Below are 14,650 nucleotides of genomic sequence, written 5' to 3'. Positions count from 1 at the left end.
CATGAGCACCAGCACCTCCGCCCGCGACGGGCACGACGGGCGTCGCCGGGGCCGCGCCGGCCGCGGCCCCCGCAAGGCCGGCGCCTTCGACATCCGCAGCTTCATCGGCACCCTGCTCGGGCTCTACGGCGTGATCCTCACGCTCCTGGGCCTGTTCGGCGACAAGGAGCTCGCCAAGACCGGTGGCATCAACGCCAACCTCTGGGTGGGTCTGGCGCTGCTCGTCGTCTCGGCGGTCTTCCTCGGCTGGGCCAAGGCCCGTCCGATGATCGTCCCCGACGCCGTCGAGCAGACCGGGGAGGGCACGGGCCACGGCGTCCACTGATCTCCTCGCACGTCACGGAGCCTCGCACCCCGTCCTGGGGTGCGAGGCTCCGTGGCGTCCGGGCTGCAGGTCCTCAGACCCAGGTGCCGCCCTGCATGACCCGGGTGACGCACAGGTCGGCGTCGAGCACCGCCAGGTCGGCGCGTGCGCCCGGCACGAGCACCCCCCGGTCGTCGAGGCCGTGGACCCGGGCCGGGTGGGCCGTGGCCGCGAGCAGCGCCGTCTCCAGGGGGACCCCCGCCTCGGTCACGGCGTAGCGCACCGCCCGGTCCAGCGTCAGGGTGCTGCCGGCGATGGCGCCGCCCTCGCGCAGGCGGGCGACCCCGTCGACGACAGCCACGTCCAGCGGCCCGAGCAGGTAGTGCCCGTCCGGTGCCCCCGCTGCCGCCATCGCGTCGGTGACCAGCACGAGCCGCTCCGGGCAGGTTCGCGCCACCAGGTCGACCACGGTGGGGTGGACGTGCACGCCGTCGCAGATCAGCTCCACCGCGACGGCGTCGGACGTCAGGCAGGCCCCGATGATGCCGGGCTCGCGGTGGTGCAGCGGCCGCATCGCGTTGTACAGGTGGGTGGCGACGGTGGCGCCCCGCCCGATCGCGGCGCGTGCCACCTCGTCGGTGGCGTCGGAGTGCCCGATGGCGGCGATCACGCCGTGCTCCACGCAGGTCTCGACGGCCTCGAGCCCTCCCTCCAGCTCGGGGGCCAGGGTGACCATCTGCACCACGTCCGTATGCCGGGTCAGCAGCGCCGCCAGGTCCGCCCGCGTGGGCGCCCGCAGCAGGGCCGGGTCGTGGGCGCCCTGGTGGCAGGGGCTCAGCCAGGGACCCTCCAGGTGGACGCCGGCCAGCTCACCGGACGCCACCAACGGCGCGAGCACGTCCAGCAGCTCGCCGAGCCGCGCGACGGTGTCGGTCACCAGGCTGGCCACCATCGTCGTGGTGCCGTGGGCCCGGTGGGTGGCCAGGGCGGTGCGGGCGGCCTCGGCGGTGCCGTCGGTGAACGCCGCTCCCCCGCCGCCGTGCGAGTGGCTGTCGACGAACCCCGGGGCGAGCAGCACGTCCCCGAGGTCGACGTGCTCCTCCCCGGCGGCCGTGCCGGCCCGGGCAGCCTCGACGGCCGGGCCTGCGGAGGCGGCCTGGGCCACCTCGACGACGCGGTCGCCGGACACCCGGACCCACCCGGGCCCGCCGAGACCGGCGGGCCCGAGGAGGCGGGAGGCGGAGACGATCATCGGCGGTCGTCGTCGAGGACCATGCTGGACTCGCCCTCGTCCTCTCGGCCGGGGGTCCTGAGGTTCCAGCGGCGGATGACGAAGCGGAACAGTACGTAGTAGATCGCGGCATACACCAGCCCGATCAGCAGCAGCAGGTAGGGCTGGGTCGCGATGCCACGGTTGATGAACCAGTCGATGAAGCCCGCGGAGAAGCTGAAGCCGTCCTTGATGCCGAGCGCGTTGCAGATGGCCAGCGAGGTGCCGGTGAGGACCGCGTGCACGACGTAGAGCGGCCAGGCGACGAACATGAACGCGAACTCGAGGGGCTCGGTGATGCCGGTGAGGAAGGCGGTGAGGGCGACCGAGATCATGGCGCCACCGGTGACCTTGCGGGCGGCCGGCTTGGCCTCGTGCCAGATCGCCATGGCGGCGGCGGGCAGCGCGCACATCATGATCGGGAAGAACCCGGTCTGGAAGGCGCCGGCCGACTTGTCGCCCGCGAGGAAGCGCGGGATGTCGCCGTGGACGACCTTGCCGGCCGCGTTGGTGTAGTCCCCGAGGATGAACCACGGCACGGAGTTGAGGATGTGGTGCAGGCCGAGCGGAATCAGCAGACGGTTGAGCGTGCCGTAGACGAAGCCGCCGAGGACGGCGTTGCTGGCGACCCACCGGCCGACGGCGGTCAGCCCCGCGTCGAAGGTCGGGTAGACGAAGGCGGTGAGCACCGCGAGGACGATGCCGGCCAGGGCGGCGAGCATCGGCACGAACCTGCGGCCGCCGAAGAACGCGAGGTAGGGCGGGAGCGAGACGCGGTAGAACTTCTGCCACAGGGCCCCGGAGATCAGACCCATGAGGATGCCGCCCAGGACGCCGTAGTTGATCAGCGCCGGCTTGGCGGTCGGGTCGGTGGGCTGGGCAAGCACGATGAGGGACATGGCGTCGCCGACGCCCTTGAAGACGAGGTAGCCCACCACGGCGGCGAGGGCGGTGGAGCCGTCGGCCTTCTTGGCCCAGCCGATCGCGACGCCGACGGCGAAGAGCAGCGGCAGGTGGTCGAACAGCGCGCCACCGGCAGCGGCGACGACGGGCGCGACCTTGGTCCAGCCCAGGCCGGTCTTGCCGAGCATGTCGTCCTGGCCGAGCCGCAGGAGCAGGCCGGCTGCCGGGAGGGCGGCGATGGGCAGCATCAGGCTGCGACCGAACTTCTGGAGCGCGGCCAGGCCCTTGCGCTCCCGTGGCGGCGTTGCCGCGGTGCTGGTGCTCATGTGGGGTGTCGTCCTTCCGTGGCGTGCCGGCCCGGATGCCGACACGGTGGTGCGGTCAGGGGATCATGCTGCGGTCGAGGGACATGTGGATCTGGTAGCGGTCGCCGCGGTACCAGCTGCGCACCCGCTCCAGGGGACGTCCGCCGACACGCGACAGACGGTCGAACACCATGACCGGCGCGGTCGCCGGAAGATCCAGGTGGGCCGCCACGGCGCCCGCGTGGTCGGCCCAGGCGGTCTGCTCGGCGGTGTCCACGACCAGGCCGTAGGTCCGGGCCACGAGGTCGTAGAGCGACGAGGCCAGGTCGTGCTCGTCCAGGCCGGGCAGCAGGTCGAGGGGGTACCACGCCCGTTCGAAGGCCATGGGTCGGCCGTCGGCCAGCCGCACCCGCTCGACGAACCACGCGGCATCCCCCTCGGCAAGCCCCAGGTCGTCGGCGACCTCGACCGGGCACACCCGGCTCTCGACGCAGAGGACCCGCGTGGTGGGGGTCAGGCCGCGGCGCCGCATGTCGTTGGTGAAGGACGCGAGGTGCAGATGGGACTGCACGCGGGGGTGGGCGACGAAGGTGCCCTTCCCCTGGATGCGGTGCAGCACGCCGTCGGCGATGAGGGCCTCGATGGCGCGGCGCACGGTGGCGCGGCTGACGGCATACGCCTGCATGAGCTCACGCTCGGAGGCGATGGCGCTGCCGGGATCCGCGGAACGGGCGGCTCGGGCGAGGGCGTCGCGCAGCTGGGCGTGCTTGGGGACGGGCCCTTCGCTCAACCGCGGTGCGACACGCCTCGTCGCCATGGGCAACCCCCTCATCCGTTCGGGCTAGGCTCATTTGTGCTGGTCAGTACTGGTGGTCCGTACCAGTACGGACATGTATGATCCGCTGCTGAGGGATGGTCTGTCAACGAGTCCTGGGGGACGTTGTGGACTCGTGACCCGTCCATGCGCACGCGAGGAGAGCCATGACGTCGGAGCTGATCTGGACGGGCCGGAGCACCATGCTCCGGGAGATCCACGAGGGCCCGGAGGCCACGGCCCGGACCCTGGAGCGGCTCCTGCCGCTCCAGGACCAGATCGCCGGGATGGCCCGGGGTCGACGACACGTGCTGTTCTCCGCCCGCGGGTCCAGCGACAACGCCGCGATGTACGGTCGCTACCTGCTCGAGACCCGTGCCGGGCTGCCCGCCGCGATGCTCGCGCCCAGCGTCTTCACGCACTACGACGCCCGCCCGGACCTGTCCGACACCCTCGTGGTCTCGGTCTCCCAGTCCGGCGCGACCAGCGAGCTCGTCGACGTCCAGGAGCGCGTGCGTGCCTGCGGGGCGGCGACGATCGCCGTGACCAACGTCGCGGACTCTCCCCTCGCCGCGGCCGCCGACCTCGCCCTGGTCACCCAGGCCGGCCCCGAGGTGGCCGTCCCGGCCACCAAGACCTACCTGACCCAGACCGTCGCCATGGCGGTCCTGGGAACGGCCCTGTCCGCACGAGCTCCCTCCCTGGACGCCGACCTGCGCCGCGTGCCCGACCTGGTGCGCGACGCCCTGGGCCGGACCGCGGAGATCGACGAGGCGGCCTGCACCCTCGCCGGGGCGACCGGCGCCACCGTGGTCACCGGCCGCGGCATGATGCTGGGCACCGCCCTGGAGACCGCCCTCAAGATCGAGGAGACCTGCCTGCGGGCGGTCCGCGGATACTCGTACGCCGACCTGCGGCACGGCCCGATCGCGGTCGTCCGCCCCGGCACCGTCGCCGTGCTCGTCGCCGCGGCCGACGGCCCGATGGTCTCCGCGATCCACGAGCTCGCCACGGACCTGGCCGAGCGAGGCGCCGCCGTGGTCGCCATCGGCGGCGACGAGCAGCTCGCCCGCACCGTCCACGTCCACGTCCCGGCGCCTCCCCTGCCCGAGGCGCTGGCCCCCGTCGGGACCATCGTGCCGGCCCAGCTCATGGTCGAGCGGCTGGCCGCCCGACTCGATCTTGACCCGGATAGCCCACGTGGTCTGGCCAAGATCACCCAGACTGATGCCCATGGAGCCCAGTCAGCCAACGACGCGCCGGTCCCAGCTCAGGGGACGGCACCGACCCGAAGGATTGTCGAAAGTGAATAAGGCACAGAAGATCATCGCCGGGCTCGGCGGGTCGGCCAACATCGTCGAGATCGAGGCGTGCATCACCCGGCTGCGCACCCAGGTCGAGGACCCCTCCGCCGTCGACCAGGCCGCCCTCAAGGCTGCCGGGGCCCACGGGGTCATCGTCGCCGGCACGGTCGTGCAGGTCGTCGTCGGACCCGAGGCCGACAACATCTGCGACGACATCGAGGACCTCCTGTGACCGAGGTGCTCTCCCCGGCGTCCGGGACCGTCCGGCCCCTCGCCGAGGTCCCGGACCCCGTGTTCGCGGCCGAGATGGTCGGCCCTGGCCTGGCCGTCGACCCGACCCTGCAGGTCCAGACCGCGATCGCCCCGATCGCCGGCCGCATCGCCAAGCTGCACCCGCACGCCTACGCCATCGCCGGCGACGGTCTCGCGGTCCTGGTCCACCTCGGCATCGACACCGTCCAGCTGGCCGGCGCCGGGTTCGAGCTGCTCGCGGACGAGGGCGCCGAGGTCGTCGCCGGGCAGGAGCTCGTCCGCTGGGACCCGGCCGAGGTCGCCGCGGGCGGCCGCTCGGCGATGGTGATGGTGTGTGTCCTGGACCAGCCGGCCGGAGCGGTGCCCGCCGATCGGGCCGGCGACGCCGTCTCGGTCGGGCAGACCCTGCTCACGTGGTCGACCTGACCGGGCATACCTCGCCGGAGGACTACCCCCGACCCGGGCCGATCGGCCGGCCACCTGCGCCGGCCGGTCTGACCGGGCTGCGACCGGAGGTGGCCGGTCACCCGGCCGACGCACTCCTGCTCGACCTCGACGGCACCCTCGTGGACTCCGAGCCGATCCACCGTGAGGGCTACCGTCGTGCCTTCACCCGCCGGGGGTGGCCCTGCACCGACGAGGACCTGGCGGTCTTCACCGGCCGACGTGCCGACGACGTCTTCCGCACGATCCCGGGCCCGTGGGACGGACTGGACCCGCAGGCGCTCTACCAGGAGCTCGTCGCCGCCGTGCCCACCGACCTCACCCCTGAGCCGCTCACCGGCGCGGTCGACCTGCTCGACCAGGCCGACCGGCTGGGCATCCCCTTCGCCCTCGTCACCTCGGCCGGGCGCGCGTGGGCCGAGCCCGCGCTGGCCGCCCTGGGCGGCCTCGACCGGTTCGCCGCGGTGGTCACCCGCGACGACGTCGAGCGCGGCAAGCCCTCGCCCGACTGCTACCAGCTCGCTGCTCACCGCCTCGGTGTCGCTCCCGCCCGCTGCGTCGCGGTCGAGGACGCGCCCGCCGGCGTGAGGGCCGCCGTCGCCGCCGGGGTCGGGCGGGTGGTGGCCGTGCCGAGCACCCACACCCCCGGGCTGCTCCGTGAGGCGGGCGCCCACGAGGTGCTCCCCGACCGGTGACCCCGGCGTGTCCCGGCCGTACCACGGACGGCCCGCCACCCCACCGGGGTGACGGGCCGTCCGTCGTCGTGAGTCGGCCTCAGCCAAAGATCACTTCGGGTCGAGCGTGACGAGCACGTCCTTGACCGGGGCACCGGCGTTGCCCAGCGCCACGGCGCCCAGGTAGTGCTGGCCGGCCGTCAGGCCCTTCCAGTCCACCTTGACGGTCGCGGGCTTGCCGCTGGTCACGGCCTGGCTCGCCGGCGTGGCGGTGAGGTTGCCCTCCGCCTTGTCGGTGAGCACGAAGGAGTGCTGCTTCAGGGACAGGCTGGCCGCCGGGCCGGCGAAGTACTTCGCCTCGACGGTGTAGGAGCCCGCAGCCGGCTTGAGCAGCGTGACCGCCTCCTCGGCCGTGGCCTCCCCGCTGGTGCCGACCTCCTTGCCGTCCTTGAGGACGGTCAGGTCGATGTCGGTGCCGGCCGGGTAGTCCGCGTCGAAGGTCGCGAACCGGACGGCCTTGGCGCCCTCGGGCACCTGGACCGTGGTGCTCAAGGACTTGCCCTGCGCCACCTCACCGGCGTTGACCTGCGACGGGACGGCCCCCGCGGGCTTGGCGGTCAGCGTGCCCGAGAACCCAGGCTTGACCAGGAGGCTGGCCGAGCCGGAGGTGGTCGTGCCCTTGACCTCCCCCGGCGTCGCGGACAGCGCGACGGACCGGATCGCCAGGGGGCTGCGGACGACCTGACCGCGGTTGCCGGTCCAGGTCAGCGCGCCGAAGGCGTACTGGTCGAACTGCGCGGCGGTGCGGCGGAAGGTGACCTTGTAGGTCTTGCTCTCGCCCGGCTTGATGGTGAACATGTTCGGCTGGACCGACACGGCCACGCCGGTGGGCTGCTGGACACGGACCTTGTAGACCGAGGTCTTGTCCTCGACGTTGCGGACCGTGCGGGTGACCGTCTGCGTCCCGGCCAGGTCGCCGATGGCGATGCTGGGGTAGTTCAGGTCGCTCGGGTCGATGGTGCCGACCTTGGCGCAGGTGCCCGGGTCGGAGATCAGCTCGAGCTGGTTGATCCCGCAGAGATACTTCAGCCAGTCCGGGGCCGCCGAGTCGTAGACCAGACCGGGCGTGACCATCTTGGGAGGAGTGACGTGACCCGCGCCGAAGTCGAGCGGGGTGGCGTTCTCCGAGCCGCGCTGGATCGGCTGGCTGTGGTCGTCGAGCACCGACGCGGTGGTCATCATGGCGGACTTGACCGCCATCGGGGACCAGTCGGGGTGCAGCTGCTTGAGCAGGGCGCCCAGACCCGCGATGTGCGGCGCCGACATGGACGTGCCGGACATCGAGCCGAAGTTGTTGCCCTTGTACTCCTTCGGCGAGACCGCGGCGATGATGTCCACGCCGGGGGCGGTGATGTCGGGCTTCAGCAGGTCGCCGCCACCGGCGAGGGCCGGGCCGTACGACGAGAAGCCCGCCATCTGCGGGTGCCGGGCGTTGGGGTCCCGGAAGGGGTCGCTCAGCGTGGCGGTCGGGTTGGGGTCGCTCGCGACGTACGCCTTGACCTCGGCGCCCTGCTTGGCGTCCAGGTGCGCCATCGGCACGGTCATGAAGTCGGCGTTGGTCGACTGGGCGTCCGTCGTGTTGACCTGGATCATGCCGATCGCGCCGGCGTTCTTGGCCGCGTCACCCTTGTCGGTGCGGGCGTTGCCGCCGCGCTCGCAGAGCAGGATCTTGCCCTTGATCTTGGCGGCGTCCAGGACCGCGGTGACGCCGTTGGTCGGGTCGTTGTCCGCGTCGGAGTAGCACTGCCTGGCCTTGGTGGCGTCCGCGCCGGGCAGGGCCGCACCGGCGGCGCTGACGACAGGGGCCGGGCCGACCTTGGGGCCGGTGCCGACACCGGTGTAGACCTTGCCGTTGCCGAGGGTCACGGTCTTGGCGACCGCGTGCGGGGCGGTGCTGGCGGCCACGGTCATCTCCCAGGGGGAGTTGTGGGCGACCGAGGAGGTTCCGACCGTGTCGCCGGAGTTGCCGGCCGAGGCGGAGACGAAGACGCCGGCATCGGCGGCGTTGAAGAACGCGATCTCGTCCGGGGTCACCGAGTAGGTGCTCGAGCCGGAGACCGAGTAGTTGATCACGTCGACGCCGTCGGCAACGGCCTGGTCGATGGCCGCGACCAGGTCGACCGTGGCACCGCTGGCGCCGCTGTTGTCCGGCTTGGTCCACAGGGCCTTGTAGACCGCGATGCGCGCCGCGGGCGCCATACCGCTGATCTTGCCGACGGGCTGGCCGTTGACGACGGCGTCGACGCCGTAGTTGCCGGCCGCCGTGCCCGCGGTGTGGGTGCCGTGGGCGTTGTAGCCGCGCGGGTTCTTGAACTCGAAGTCCGGCACGGTCGCCGCGGAGTAGTAGGCCCGGGCCCCGATGAGCTTGTTGTTGCAGCTGACCTTGTCCGGGCCGGTGCCCCCGTCGCAGACGCCGTTCCAGTTGGCGTCGACGCGGTCCTGGCCGACCGGGTTGGCCAGCGGCGCGAAGGAGGGGTTCTCCGGCCAGATGCCGGAGTCGATGACGCCGACGATCATGCCGGCGCCCGACTTGGCGTTGCCGCCGAACTGCTTGCGCCAGACGCCGTTCGGGCCGTCGAGGCCGAGGAACTGCGGGGTGGTGTTGGTGTCGGCCTGGCGCTGCTCGTCCTTCCAGACCCGCACGACGGACTTGGACTTCTCGAGCTTGTCGGCCTGGGCCGGGGTGAGGCGCACCGCCATACCGTTGAAGGTGGTGGTGTAGTCACGGGTCTTGGCGGTGGCCGGGACCCCGATCTCGGCGAGCGCGTCCTTGTGCTCGGAGACCAGGTGGCGGGTGTAGGCCTGGCCGTTGGCGGAGCGGACCTTGACCTTGCCCCCCTTGGCGGGCTTGGTGGCCGGGATGCCCTTGACGCCACCGGTGTAGGTGCTCAGGGGGTTGCCCGCGACCTGGACGATGTAGAGCGCGGTCGAGCCCTCGCCCGCGGCCTGCGCGGGGGCGCCGGCCAGCGCGACGGGCGCCAGCACCAGCGACATCGCCGCGGTGGAGATGATGACCGATCGTCCTCGACCGGTCGGAGAGTGCTTGTGCACGATTCCTCCCAAAGATGGCTGCGGTCGATGGGTGACCGCATCGCGAGGATATGTCGGCTACGACCGGTCCGCTATGCGGGAGACCGAATGGAACCGATATGCCACGACTGCCGCCGCCGAACGCCCGGGAGATGACGATCGGCCGACCGTCGGTGGCGATACGCAACCGACCCGGAGGTCAGCGCGTCCCGGCAAGGAAGGCCTTGAGGATCGGCCCGGCGGTGCGCGATCCCCCCTCCCCCTCGTCCACGAAGACGGCGACCGCGAGGTCTCCCCGTGCTGCCACCATCCAGGCGTGGGTGCGCGGCGGTGCGGTCGTGCCGAACTCCGCCGTGCCCGTCTTTGCGATCGGCGCCCCCGGCAGGTCGGCGAGGAGCGCGCCGCTGCCGCCCGTGACGACGCCGCGCATGAGGGCGCGCAGGGCCATGGCCTCGGCCGGGGTGACCGGGCGGGCGGGCGGGGCAGCGGCGCTCGACGGCTTACCCGCGTCCGGCACCACCATCCGCGGCGCCACCGGGTGCCCCGCCACCACGCTCGCGATCACGGTGGCCATGCCGAGCGGGCTCGCCGTGATCGCGCTCTGGCCGATCATCTGGGCGGCGTGGTCGGTCTGGCCGGTGGCGGCAGGCACCCCGCCGAGAAAGACGGGCAGGCCGACGCGCGGCTCGGAGCTGAGCCCGAGGCCCGCCGCGGCGTCGGCGAGGGCGGCGGACGGGGTTTTGTCCCGCAGCCCGATGAAGGCCGTGTTGCAGCTCTTGGCGAAGGCCGTCGCGAGCGGGACCTGCCCGAGCCCCTCGTCCGGGTAGGCGTCGTAGTTCTCGAAGCGGCGACCGTCGACGACCACCTGGGCCGTGCACGGTGTCGGCGTGGCCGCGGTCACCCCGGCCCGCAGCAGGGCCAGGGTCGAGACGATCTTGAAGGTCGAGCCCGGGGCGTACGTGCCGAGGGTGGCCGTCGACTGCCCCTGTCCCCCGGGTCCGCTCGCAGCGACGAGCACGTCACCGGTGGACGGCCGTATGGCGACGACGGCGCTGGCCGGCTTCACCCCGGCGAGCAGCGCCTCGGCGCGCGTCTGGGCGGGGACGTCCAGCGTGGTCGCCAGGTCCCTCCCGGCGACCGGGGCGATCGTGTGCAGCTGCCGGGCCTCGCCGCCGCGGACCAGGGAGACCGTCATGCCCGGGGTCCCGCGCAGGGTCGCGTCGTGGACTCGCTGAAGTCCGCCCTGCCCCACCAGGTCTCCCGGGGCGACGGCCCCGCCGGACTGCTCGACGATCTCGGCGGTGGCCTCCCCCACGCCGCCCAGGACGGGCCGGGCGAAGGTCTTGGTGGGCGCGAGCGGCAGCTCCGCGGCCGCCCCGGCCACGGTGGGGTTGGCGGCCGCGACCTTCGGGATGGCTGCGACCTTGGGGTCCTCCCGCCGCAGGACCACGGCCTCGACGAAGGCCTTGGGGCCGGCGGCCTGCACCCGGGCGGTGTAGCCCGCCACGTCGGTGAGCCCGGCGAGCGCCGCGACCTGCGGTGCCGCGGACAGGGCCTGCGCGGGCGTCCCGTGCGACTTGTCGATCCCGAGCCGGACCACCTGGCGCAGCTGGACGATCGGCGTGCCACCCGCGCTGAGGATTCGACCGCGGACCGCCGGGGTGCGGGTGACCGTGACCGTGTCGCCCGCCTGCGCCCCGGGCAGCGCGGCCGCCGGGCTCCAGCGGGCCCGCCAGGACCCGTCCTTGCGCACCAGCGGGACGGAGGTGTCGTACTCCCAGAGCCGGCCCTCGGCGAGCGGCCAGCTGACGTGGTAGCGGGCAGTGGCGGCCCCCTGGTCGTCGGCCTTGGGCTCGGCCAGCAGCCGCACGGTGGGCCGGCGGTCGCCGAGGCCCGCGAGCAGCCCCTTGGCCTGCGCGGTGGCGGTGGCGGCGTCGATCCCGTCGAGCGGCACCCCGGTCAGGTCGGCCGAGGCGAGAGCCCGGCCCACCTGGTCCGCGGTCCCCTGCGGTCCCGGGTCACCCGTGCAGCCGGCCACGAGGGCGCCGGCCGCCAGCACCGCGCACGCCCGAATCGTCTTGCCGCTCATGGAGCCTCCTCGCTCGACGTCGCTCGATCCTAGGCGGTTGGGGCGCCCTCGCCGCGCCGGCCACGCCCAGCGCGCAGAGCCCGCCCCCGGAGACGATCGACTGCCACGGGCAGGCGACAAGAACGATCACGCATCCTGCCCGATGTGGTTCATTCCCCCTCGCCCTGCCCCCGCTCGCGACGTTCTCCGCCTGCGCGAGCGAACCGGGGGCTCCGCGGGAGCAGCAGGGTTCCGGTCAGGATGTTGGGTCCTTTGTGCGACGGTGAACAGCGCCGACCAGGACCGATCGGCCCGACGTAGGCGCTCGGGACGGTACGACGATCGCTGGTCAGGTGCGCACCACCGCAGGAGGGCGCCTGGACCGTCACCGAGATCCGTCCGCAGAGCACGCCACCGCAGATCTGGTTCGCCGACGTCGCTGTCCGACGGGGACAGGTCAGCCGTGACTGGAAGCTCCCCTTCGCGGTCGACGGGACCCATTCGTCTCACTGAAGCGTCCCGGGTTTCGTGCCGCTCCTATGCGGGTGCCAGGTCTCGGTTGAGGGTGGCGTAGCAGGCGGTCTCGTACTCGGCCGGGGTGGCCATGGCCAGGGACGAGTGGAGCCTTCGATTATTGTACCACTCGACCCATCCGGCGGTGGCGTACTCGACGTCGGCGATGGTCTTGTACGGCCCGTCGTGGAAGATCGCGGTGGTGATGCACTCGGTCTTGTACAAGCCGATGACGCACTCCATGAGCGCGTTGTCGTACGCGTCGGCGACGGTGCCGATCGACGCGGCGATGCCCTCGGCGGCCAGGTGCTCGGCGAAGCGAAGACTGGTGTACTGGGCGGGTTCAACCGGTCGATGCAACACCGGCTTGTTCCAGCGATCGTAAGTGCTCGCCGAGCACTTCTGCGGGTGTCTTCCATCCGAGGACCTTGCGGGGCCGGTTGTTCAGGGTGTACGCGATGGCCTGTAGGTCGGTCGCGGTCCAGCGGGACAGGTCGGTGCCCTTGGGGAAGTACTGGCGCAGCAGCCCGTTGGTGTTCTCGTTCGTGGGCCGCTGCCAGGGCGAGTGTGGGTCGGCGAAGAACACCCGGGTGCCGGTCGCCATCGTGAACGCGGCGTGCCCGGACAGCTCCTTGCCGCGGTCCCAGGTGATCGTCGTGCGCAGCTGCTGCGGCAGGTCGCTGATCGCGGCCGTGAGGGCCTGGTTCATCGCGACGGCGCCGTACCCGCCCAGTGAGGTGCCGTTCTTGGCCGGGGGCTGCTCGCCCCACCCTTCCAGCCGGGGTAGGTGGACCAGGATCGTGGCGCGACTGTGCCGCTCGACCAGCGTCCCGATCGCCGAGCGGCCCGTCCCGATGATCAGGTCGCCTTCCCAGTGCCCCGGCACGGCCCGGTCGGCGGCCTCAGGCGGCCGCTGGCTGAGGACGACGTCGGGGGTGACGTGTCCCTGGGCCTTGTTCCGGGACCGCTCGCGCGGGTGACGCAGCGCTCGGCCGGTACGCAGGCAGGCCACCAGCTCGCGTCTGAGCGCGCCACGACCCTCGATGTACAACGCCTGGTAGATCGCCTCGTGGCTGATGCGCATGCCTTCATCATCGGGGAAGTCGATCGACAACCGTTGGCTGATCTGCTCGGGGCTCCACGCCCTCGACCAGCGCCGGTCAGCGCGTCGGGGCTTGTTCAACCCTTTCCACTCGCCGGCGTCCGGGCCGGCCACGACCGTGCCGTCCGGGTGGCAGACCTGCCCGGCGAGCCGGTCCTGGACGTAGGCGCGCAGCCGCGGGTTCGTGACCATCTTCGCGACCTTCGGCCGCTTGGCCGCTTCCTGAGCCTTCCACTGCGCCACGACAGCCCGGTACTCCAACCGATGACCACGGGTAACGGCGTTGCGGCGCAGCTCACGACTGATCGTGCCCGGGTCGCGCTGAAGCTGTCGGGCGATCGAGCGCACCCCCGCCCCCTGGGCACGCAGGATCGCGATCTCCTCACGTTCCTCGAACGACAGATACCGCCCGGACGGGGCACCAAGACTCAGCGGTGGCATCCCCCCAGCGTGACGAAACCACCGCATCCCCACCGGCACGGACACGCCCACCACCAACGCGGCCTGCGCGGTCGTGACCCCCGTCGCGATCACCCGCCAGAACTCCCGCTGCACCGCCCGCGACGGCTGCGGACGGCCCGGGGAACGCATCGGCGGCCGCAACGCCCGATCAGCACGCCACTGCCGACGCACCCCCTCGGGCACATCGCCGGTCCTCATGCTCCAATGCCCGGTCGCCACGACCCGCACCACCCTCCTGCTCAGGGTGTTGCGACGACCAGTTGAATCCGCCCTGCGACCCGGCATCGCTGTGCGCGATCAGCTCCCCGGGCCGGACGGGATGCCCTGACCGGTCGCGATCCCACAAGGCGATTCGCAGCGGTGTCAGGACCAGCGGTGTCGTCTTGGTCGTCGCGGCGTGCCACGCCACGATCTTCTGCGAGTAGCAGTCCAGGACGAACGCGACTGGGGGCACCTCCCGCTTGCGGGGGAACACAAAGCCCGCCCACGTGCGCACATAGGTGAAGTCCGCGACCCACTTCGTGTTCGGCGCTGCCGCGGTGAAGTCCCGGTTGAGCAGGTCACCAGCCCGGCACCCGTCCTTGGCCGGGATCGTGGTGCGCACCGGCCGGCCGCGACGAACCCCGTTCATCCCCGCGACGCGCAGGAGTCGGTCCACGCGCCCGGCGCCGACCTGGTAACCCTGCCGGCGCAGCCACGCGGTCATCTTCCGCCGCCCGTACAACCCTTCCGGGGTGCCGGCCAGGTCGTGCAGGACGTTGAGCAGGACCGCGTCGGACGTGTCGCGAGTCGATGCCCCGCGGTGGCGCCACGCCCGGTAGGTGCGTGCGGCGATCTGACACCCCCTCCTGACGGAGGACCCGACAGACCGACTCGACCGCATGCCCCTCGGCGCGCATCTGATCGATGAATCCCATGATCATCGGTTGCGGGGGTCGAGCTCCCCCGCGAAGAAGATCGAGGCCTTGCGCAGGATCTCGTTGTCCTCGCGCAACCGCTTGACCTCGCTGCGCAGACGCCGCAGCTCGGCCAGGTCGTCGCTGGTCGGCCCGTCCTTCAGCCCGGCGTCGACGCGATGCTGCGAGACCCACCGGCGCAAGGTCTCACGACCCACATCGACCTTCGGCGATACCAACGCCACGGCC

Annotated in this window: 12 protein-coding genes, 2 pseudogenes and 1 other annotated feature; of the genes and pseudogenes, 5 read left to right on the top strand and 9 right to left on the bottom strand. The window is 72.3% G+C overall.

Going from position 1 to position 14,650, the window contains the following annotated elements; all coding sequences use genetic code 11:
* Position 1 precedes the first annotated feature (1 nt).
* Positions 2 to 325, top strand: coding sequence for a hypothetical protein (locus tag ACK2IS_RS02570; RefSeq protein WP_409484596.1), 324 nt, complete (start codon positions 2 to 4; stop codon positions 323 to 325).
* Between the two features lie 73 nt (positions 326 to 398).
* Here ACK2IS_RS02570 and nagA read toward each other — a convergent pair whose 3' ends face one another.
* From nagA to ACK2IS_RS02555, 3 genes are read right to left on the bottom strand one after another with little or no spacing between them, the layout of a single operon-like run.
* Positions 399 to 1,556 carry an N-acetylglucosamine-6-phosphate deacetylase gene (gene nagA, locus ACK2IS_RS02565; protein ID WP_409484595.1) on the bottom strand — a complete coding sequence of 386 codons (1,158 nt, stop codon included), beginning with the start codon at positions 1,554 to 1,556 and terminating at the stop codon, positions 399 to 401.
* Positions 1,553 to 2,803 carry a PTS transporter subunit EIIC gene (locus ACK2IS_RS02560; protein ID WP_409484594.1) on the bottom strand — a complete coding sequence of 417 codons (1,251 nt, stop codon included), beginning with the start codon at positions 2,801 to 2,803 and terminating at the stop codon, positions 1,553 to 1,555. The genes nagA and ACK2IS_RS02560 overlap by 4 nt, the downstream gene beginning before the upstream one ends.
* Before the next feature lie 55 nt (positions 2,804 to 2,858).
* Positions 2,859 to 3,599, bottom strand: coding sequence for a GntR family transcriptional regulator (locus ACK2IS_RS02555; RefSeq protein WP_409484593.1), 741 nt, complete (start codon positions 3,597 to 3,599; stop codon positions 2,859 to 2,861).
* A 164-nt stretch (positions 3,600 to 3,763) separates the two neighbouring features.
* On the opposite strand from ACK2IS_RS02555, the gene ACK2IS_RS02550 reads away from it, so the two are divergent.
* The 4 genes from ACK2IS_RS02550 to ACK2IS_RS02535 are packed head-to-tail and all read left to right on the top strand — an operon-like array spanning position 3,764 to position 6,291.
* Complete coding sequence (locus ACK2IS_RS02550; protein ID WP_409484592.1) at positions 3,764 to 4,909, top strand: SIS domain-containing protein; 1,146 nt, start codon at positions 3,764 to 3,766, stop codon at positions 4,907 to 4,909.
* The gene (locus ACK2IS_RS02545) at positions 4,902 to 5,132 is read left to right on the top strand and encodes a glucose PTS transporter subunit EIIB (RefSeq protein WP_409484591.1); all 231 of its coding nucleotides are present in this window, start codon (positions 4,902 to 4,904) and stop codon (positions 5,130 to 5,132) included. The genes ACK2IS_RS02550 and ACK2IS_RS02545 overlap by 8 nt, the downstream gene beginning before the upstream one ends.
* Positions 5,129 to 5,578: a PTS glucose transporter subunit IIA gene (locus ACK2IS_RS02540; RefSeq protein ID WP_409484590.1), complete on the top strand. Its 450-nt coding sequence runs from the start codon at positions 5,129 to 5,131 to the stop codon at positions 5,576 to 5,578. The genes ACK2IS_RS02545 and ACK2IS_RS02540 overlap by 4 nt, the downstream gene beginning before the upstream one ends.
* Positions 5,566 to 6,291 (top strand): HAD family hydrolase, encoded by a 726-nt coding sequence (locus tag ACK2IS_RS02535; protein WP_409484589.1) that lies wholly within the window; start codon positions 5,566 to 5,568, stop codon positions 6,289 to 6,291. The genes ACK2IS_RS02540 and ACK2IS_RS02535 overlap by 13 nt, the downstream gene beginning before the upstream one ends.
* 90 nt (positions 6,292 to 6,381) lie before the next feature.
* Here ACK2IS_RS02535 and ACK2IS_RS02530 read toward each other — a convergent pair whose 3' ends face one another.
* The 6 genes and pseudogenes from ACK2IS_RS02530 to ACK2IS_RS02505 all read right to left on the bottom strand — a co-directional run bounded on the left by ACK2IS_RS02530 (position 6,382) and on the right by ACK2IS_RS02505 (position 14,619).
* Positions 6,382 to 9,381: a S8 family peptidase gene (locus ACK2IS_RS02530; protein ID WP_409484588.1), complete on the bottom strand. Its 3,000-nt coding sequence runs from the start codon at positions 9,379 to 9,381 to the stop codon at positions 6,382 to 6,384.
* Between the two features lie 178 nt (positions 9,382 to 9,559).
* The gene (locus ACK2IS_RS02525) at positions 9,560 to 11,449 is read right to left on the bottom strand and encodes a penicillin-binding transpeptidase domain-containing protein (RefSeq protein ID WP_409484587.1); all 1,890 of its coding nucleotides are present in this window, start codon (positions 11,447 to 11,449) and stop codon (positions 9,560 to 9,562) included.
* 516 nt (positions 11,450 to 11,965) lie between these two features.
* Positions 11,966 to 12,283, bottom strand: a pseudogene (locus tag ACK2IS_RS02520) (transposase); the annotation flags it as partial.
* Between the two features lies 1 nt (position 12,284).
* Positions 12,285 to 13,703 carry an IS30 family transposase gene (locus ACK2IS_RS02515; protein WP_241450126.1) on the bottom strand — a complete coding sequence of 473 codons (1,419 nt, stop codon included), beginning with the start codon at positions 13,701 to 13,703 and terminating at the stop codon, positions 12,285 to 12,287.
* Between the two features lie 67 nt (positions 13,704 to 13,770).
* Positions 13,771 to 14,388 (bottom strand): annotated as a pseudogene (locus tag ACK2IS_RS02510) (DDE-type integrase/transposase/recombinase); the annotation flags it as partial.
* Positions 14,332 to 14,464: a sequence feature (AL1L pseudoknot), on the bottom strand. (Overlaps the previous pseudogene by 57 nt.)
* Positions 14,425 to 14,619, bottom strand: coding sequence for a transposase (locus ACK2IS_RS02505; protein ID WP_409484586.1), 195 nt, complete (start codon positions 14,617 to 14,619; stop codon positions 14,425 to 14,427). Its footprint overlaps the feature before it by 40 nt.
* Positions 14,620 to 14,650: the final 31 nt, after the last annotated feature.

Source organism: Arsenicicoccus dermatophilus (genome assembly GCF_046267915.1).
Lineage (GTDB): Bacteria > Actinomycetota > Actinomycetes > Actinomycetales > Dermatophilaceae > Arsenicicoccus > Arsenicicoccus dermatophilus_A.
Note: the sequence above shows the minus strand (reverse complement) of the source record. Positions and strands in the feature narration are given on the sequence as shown.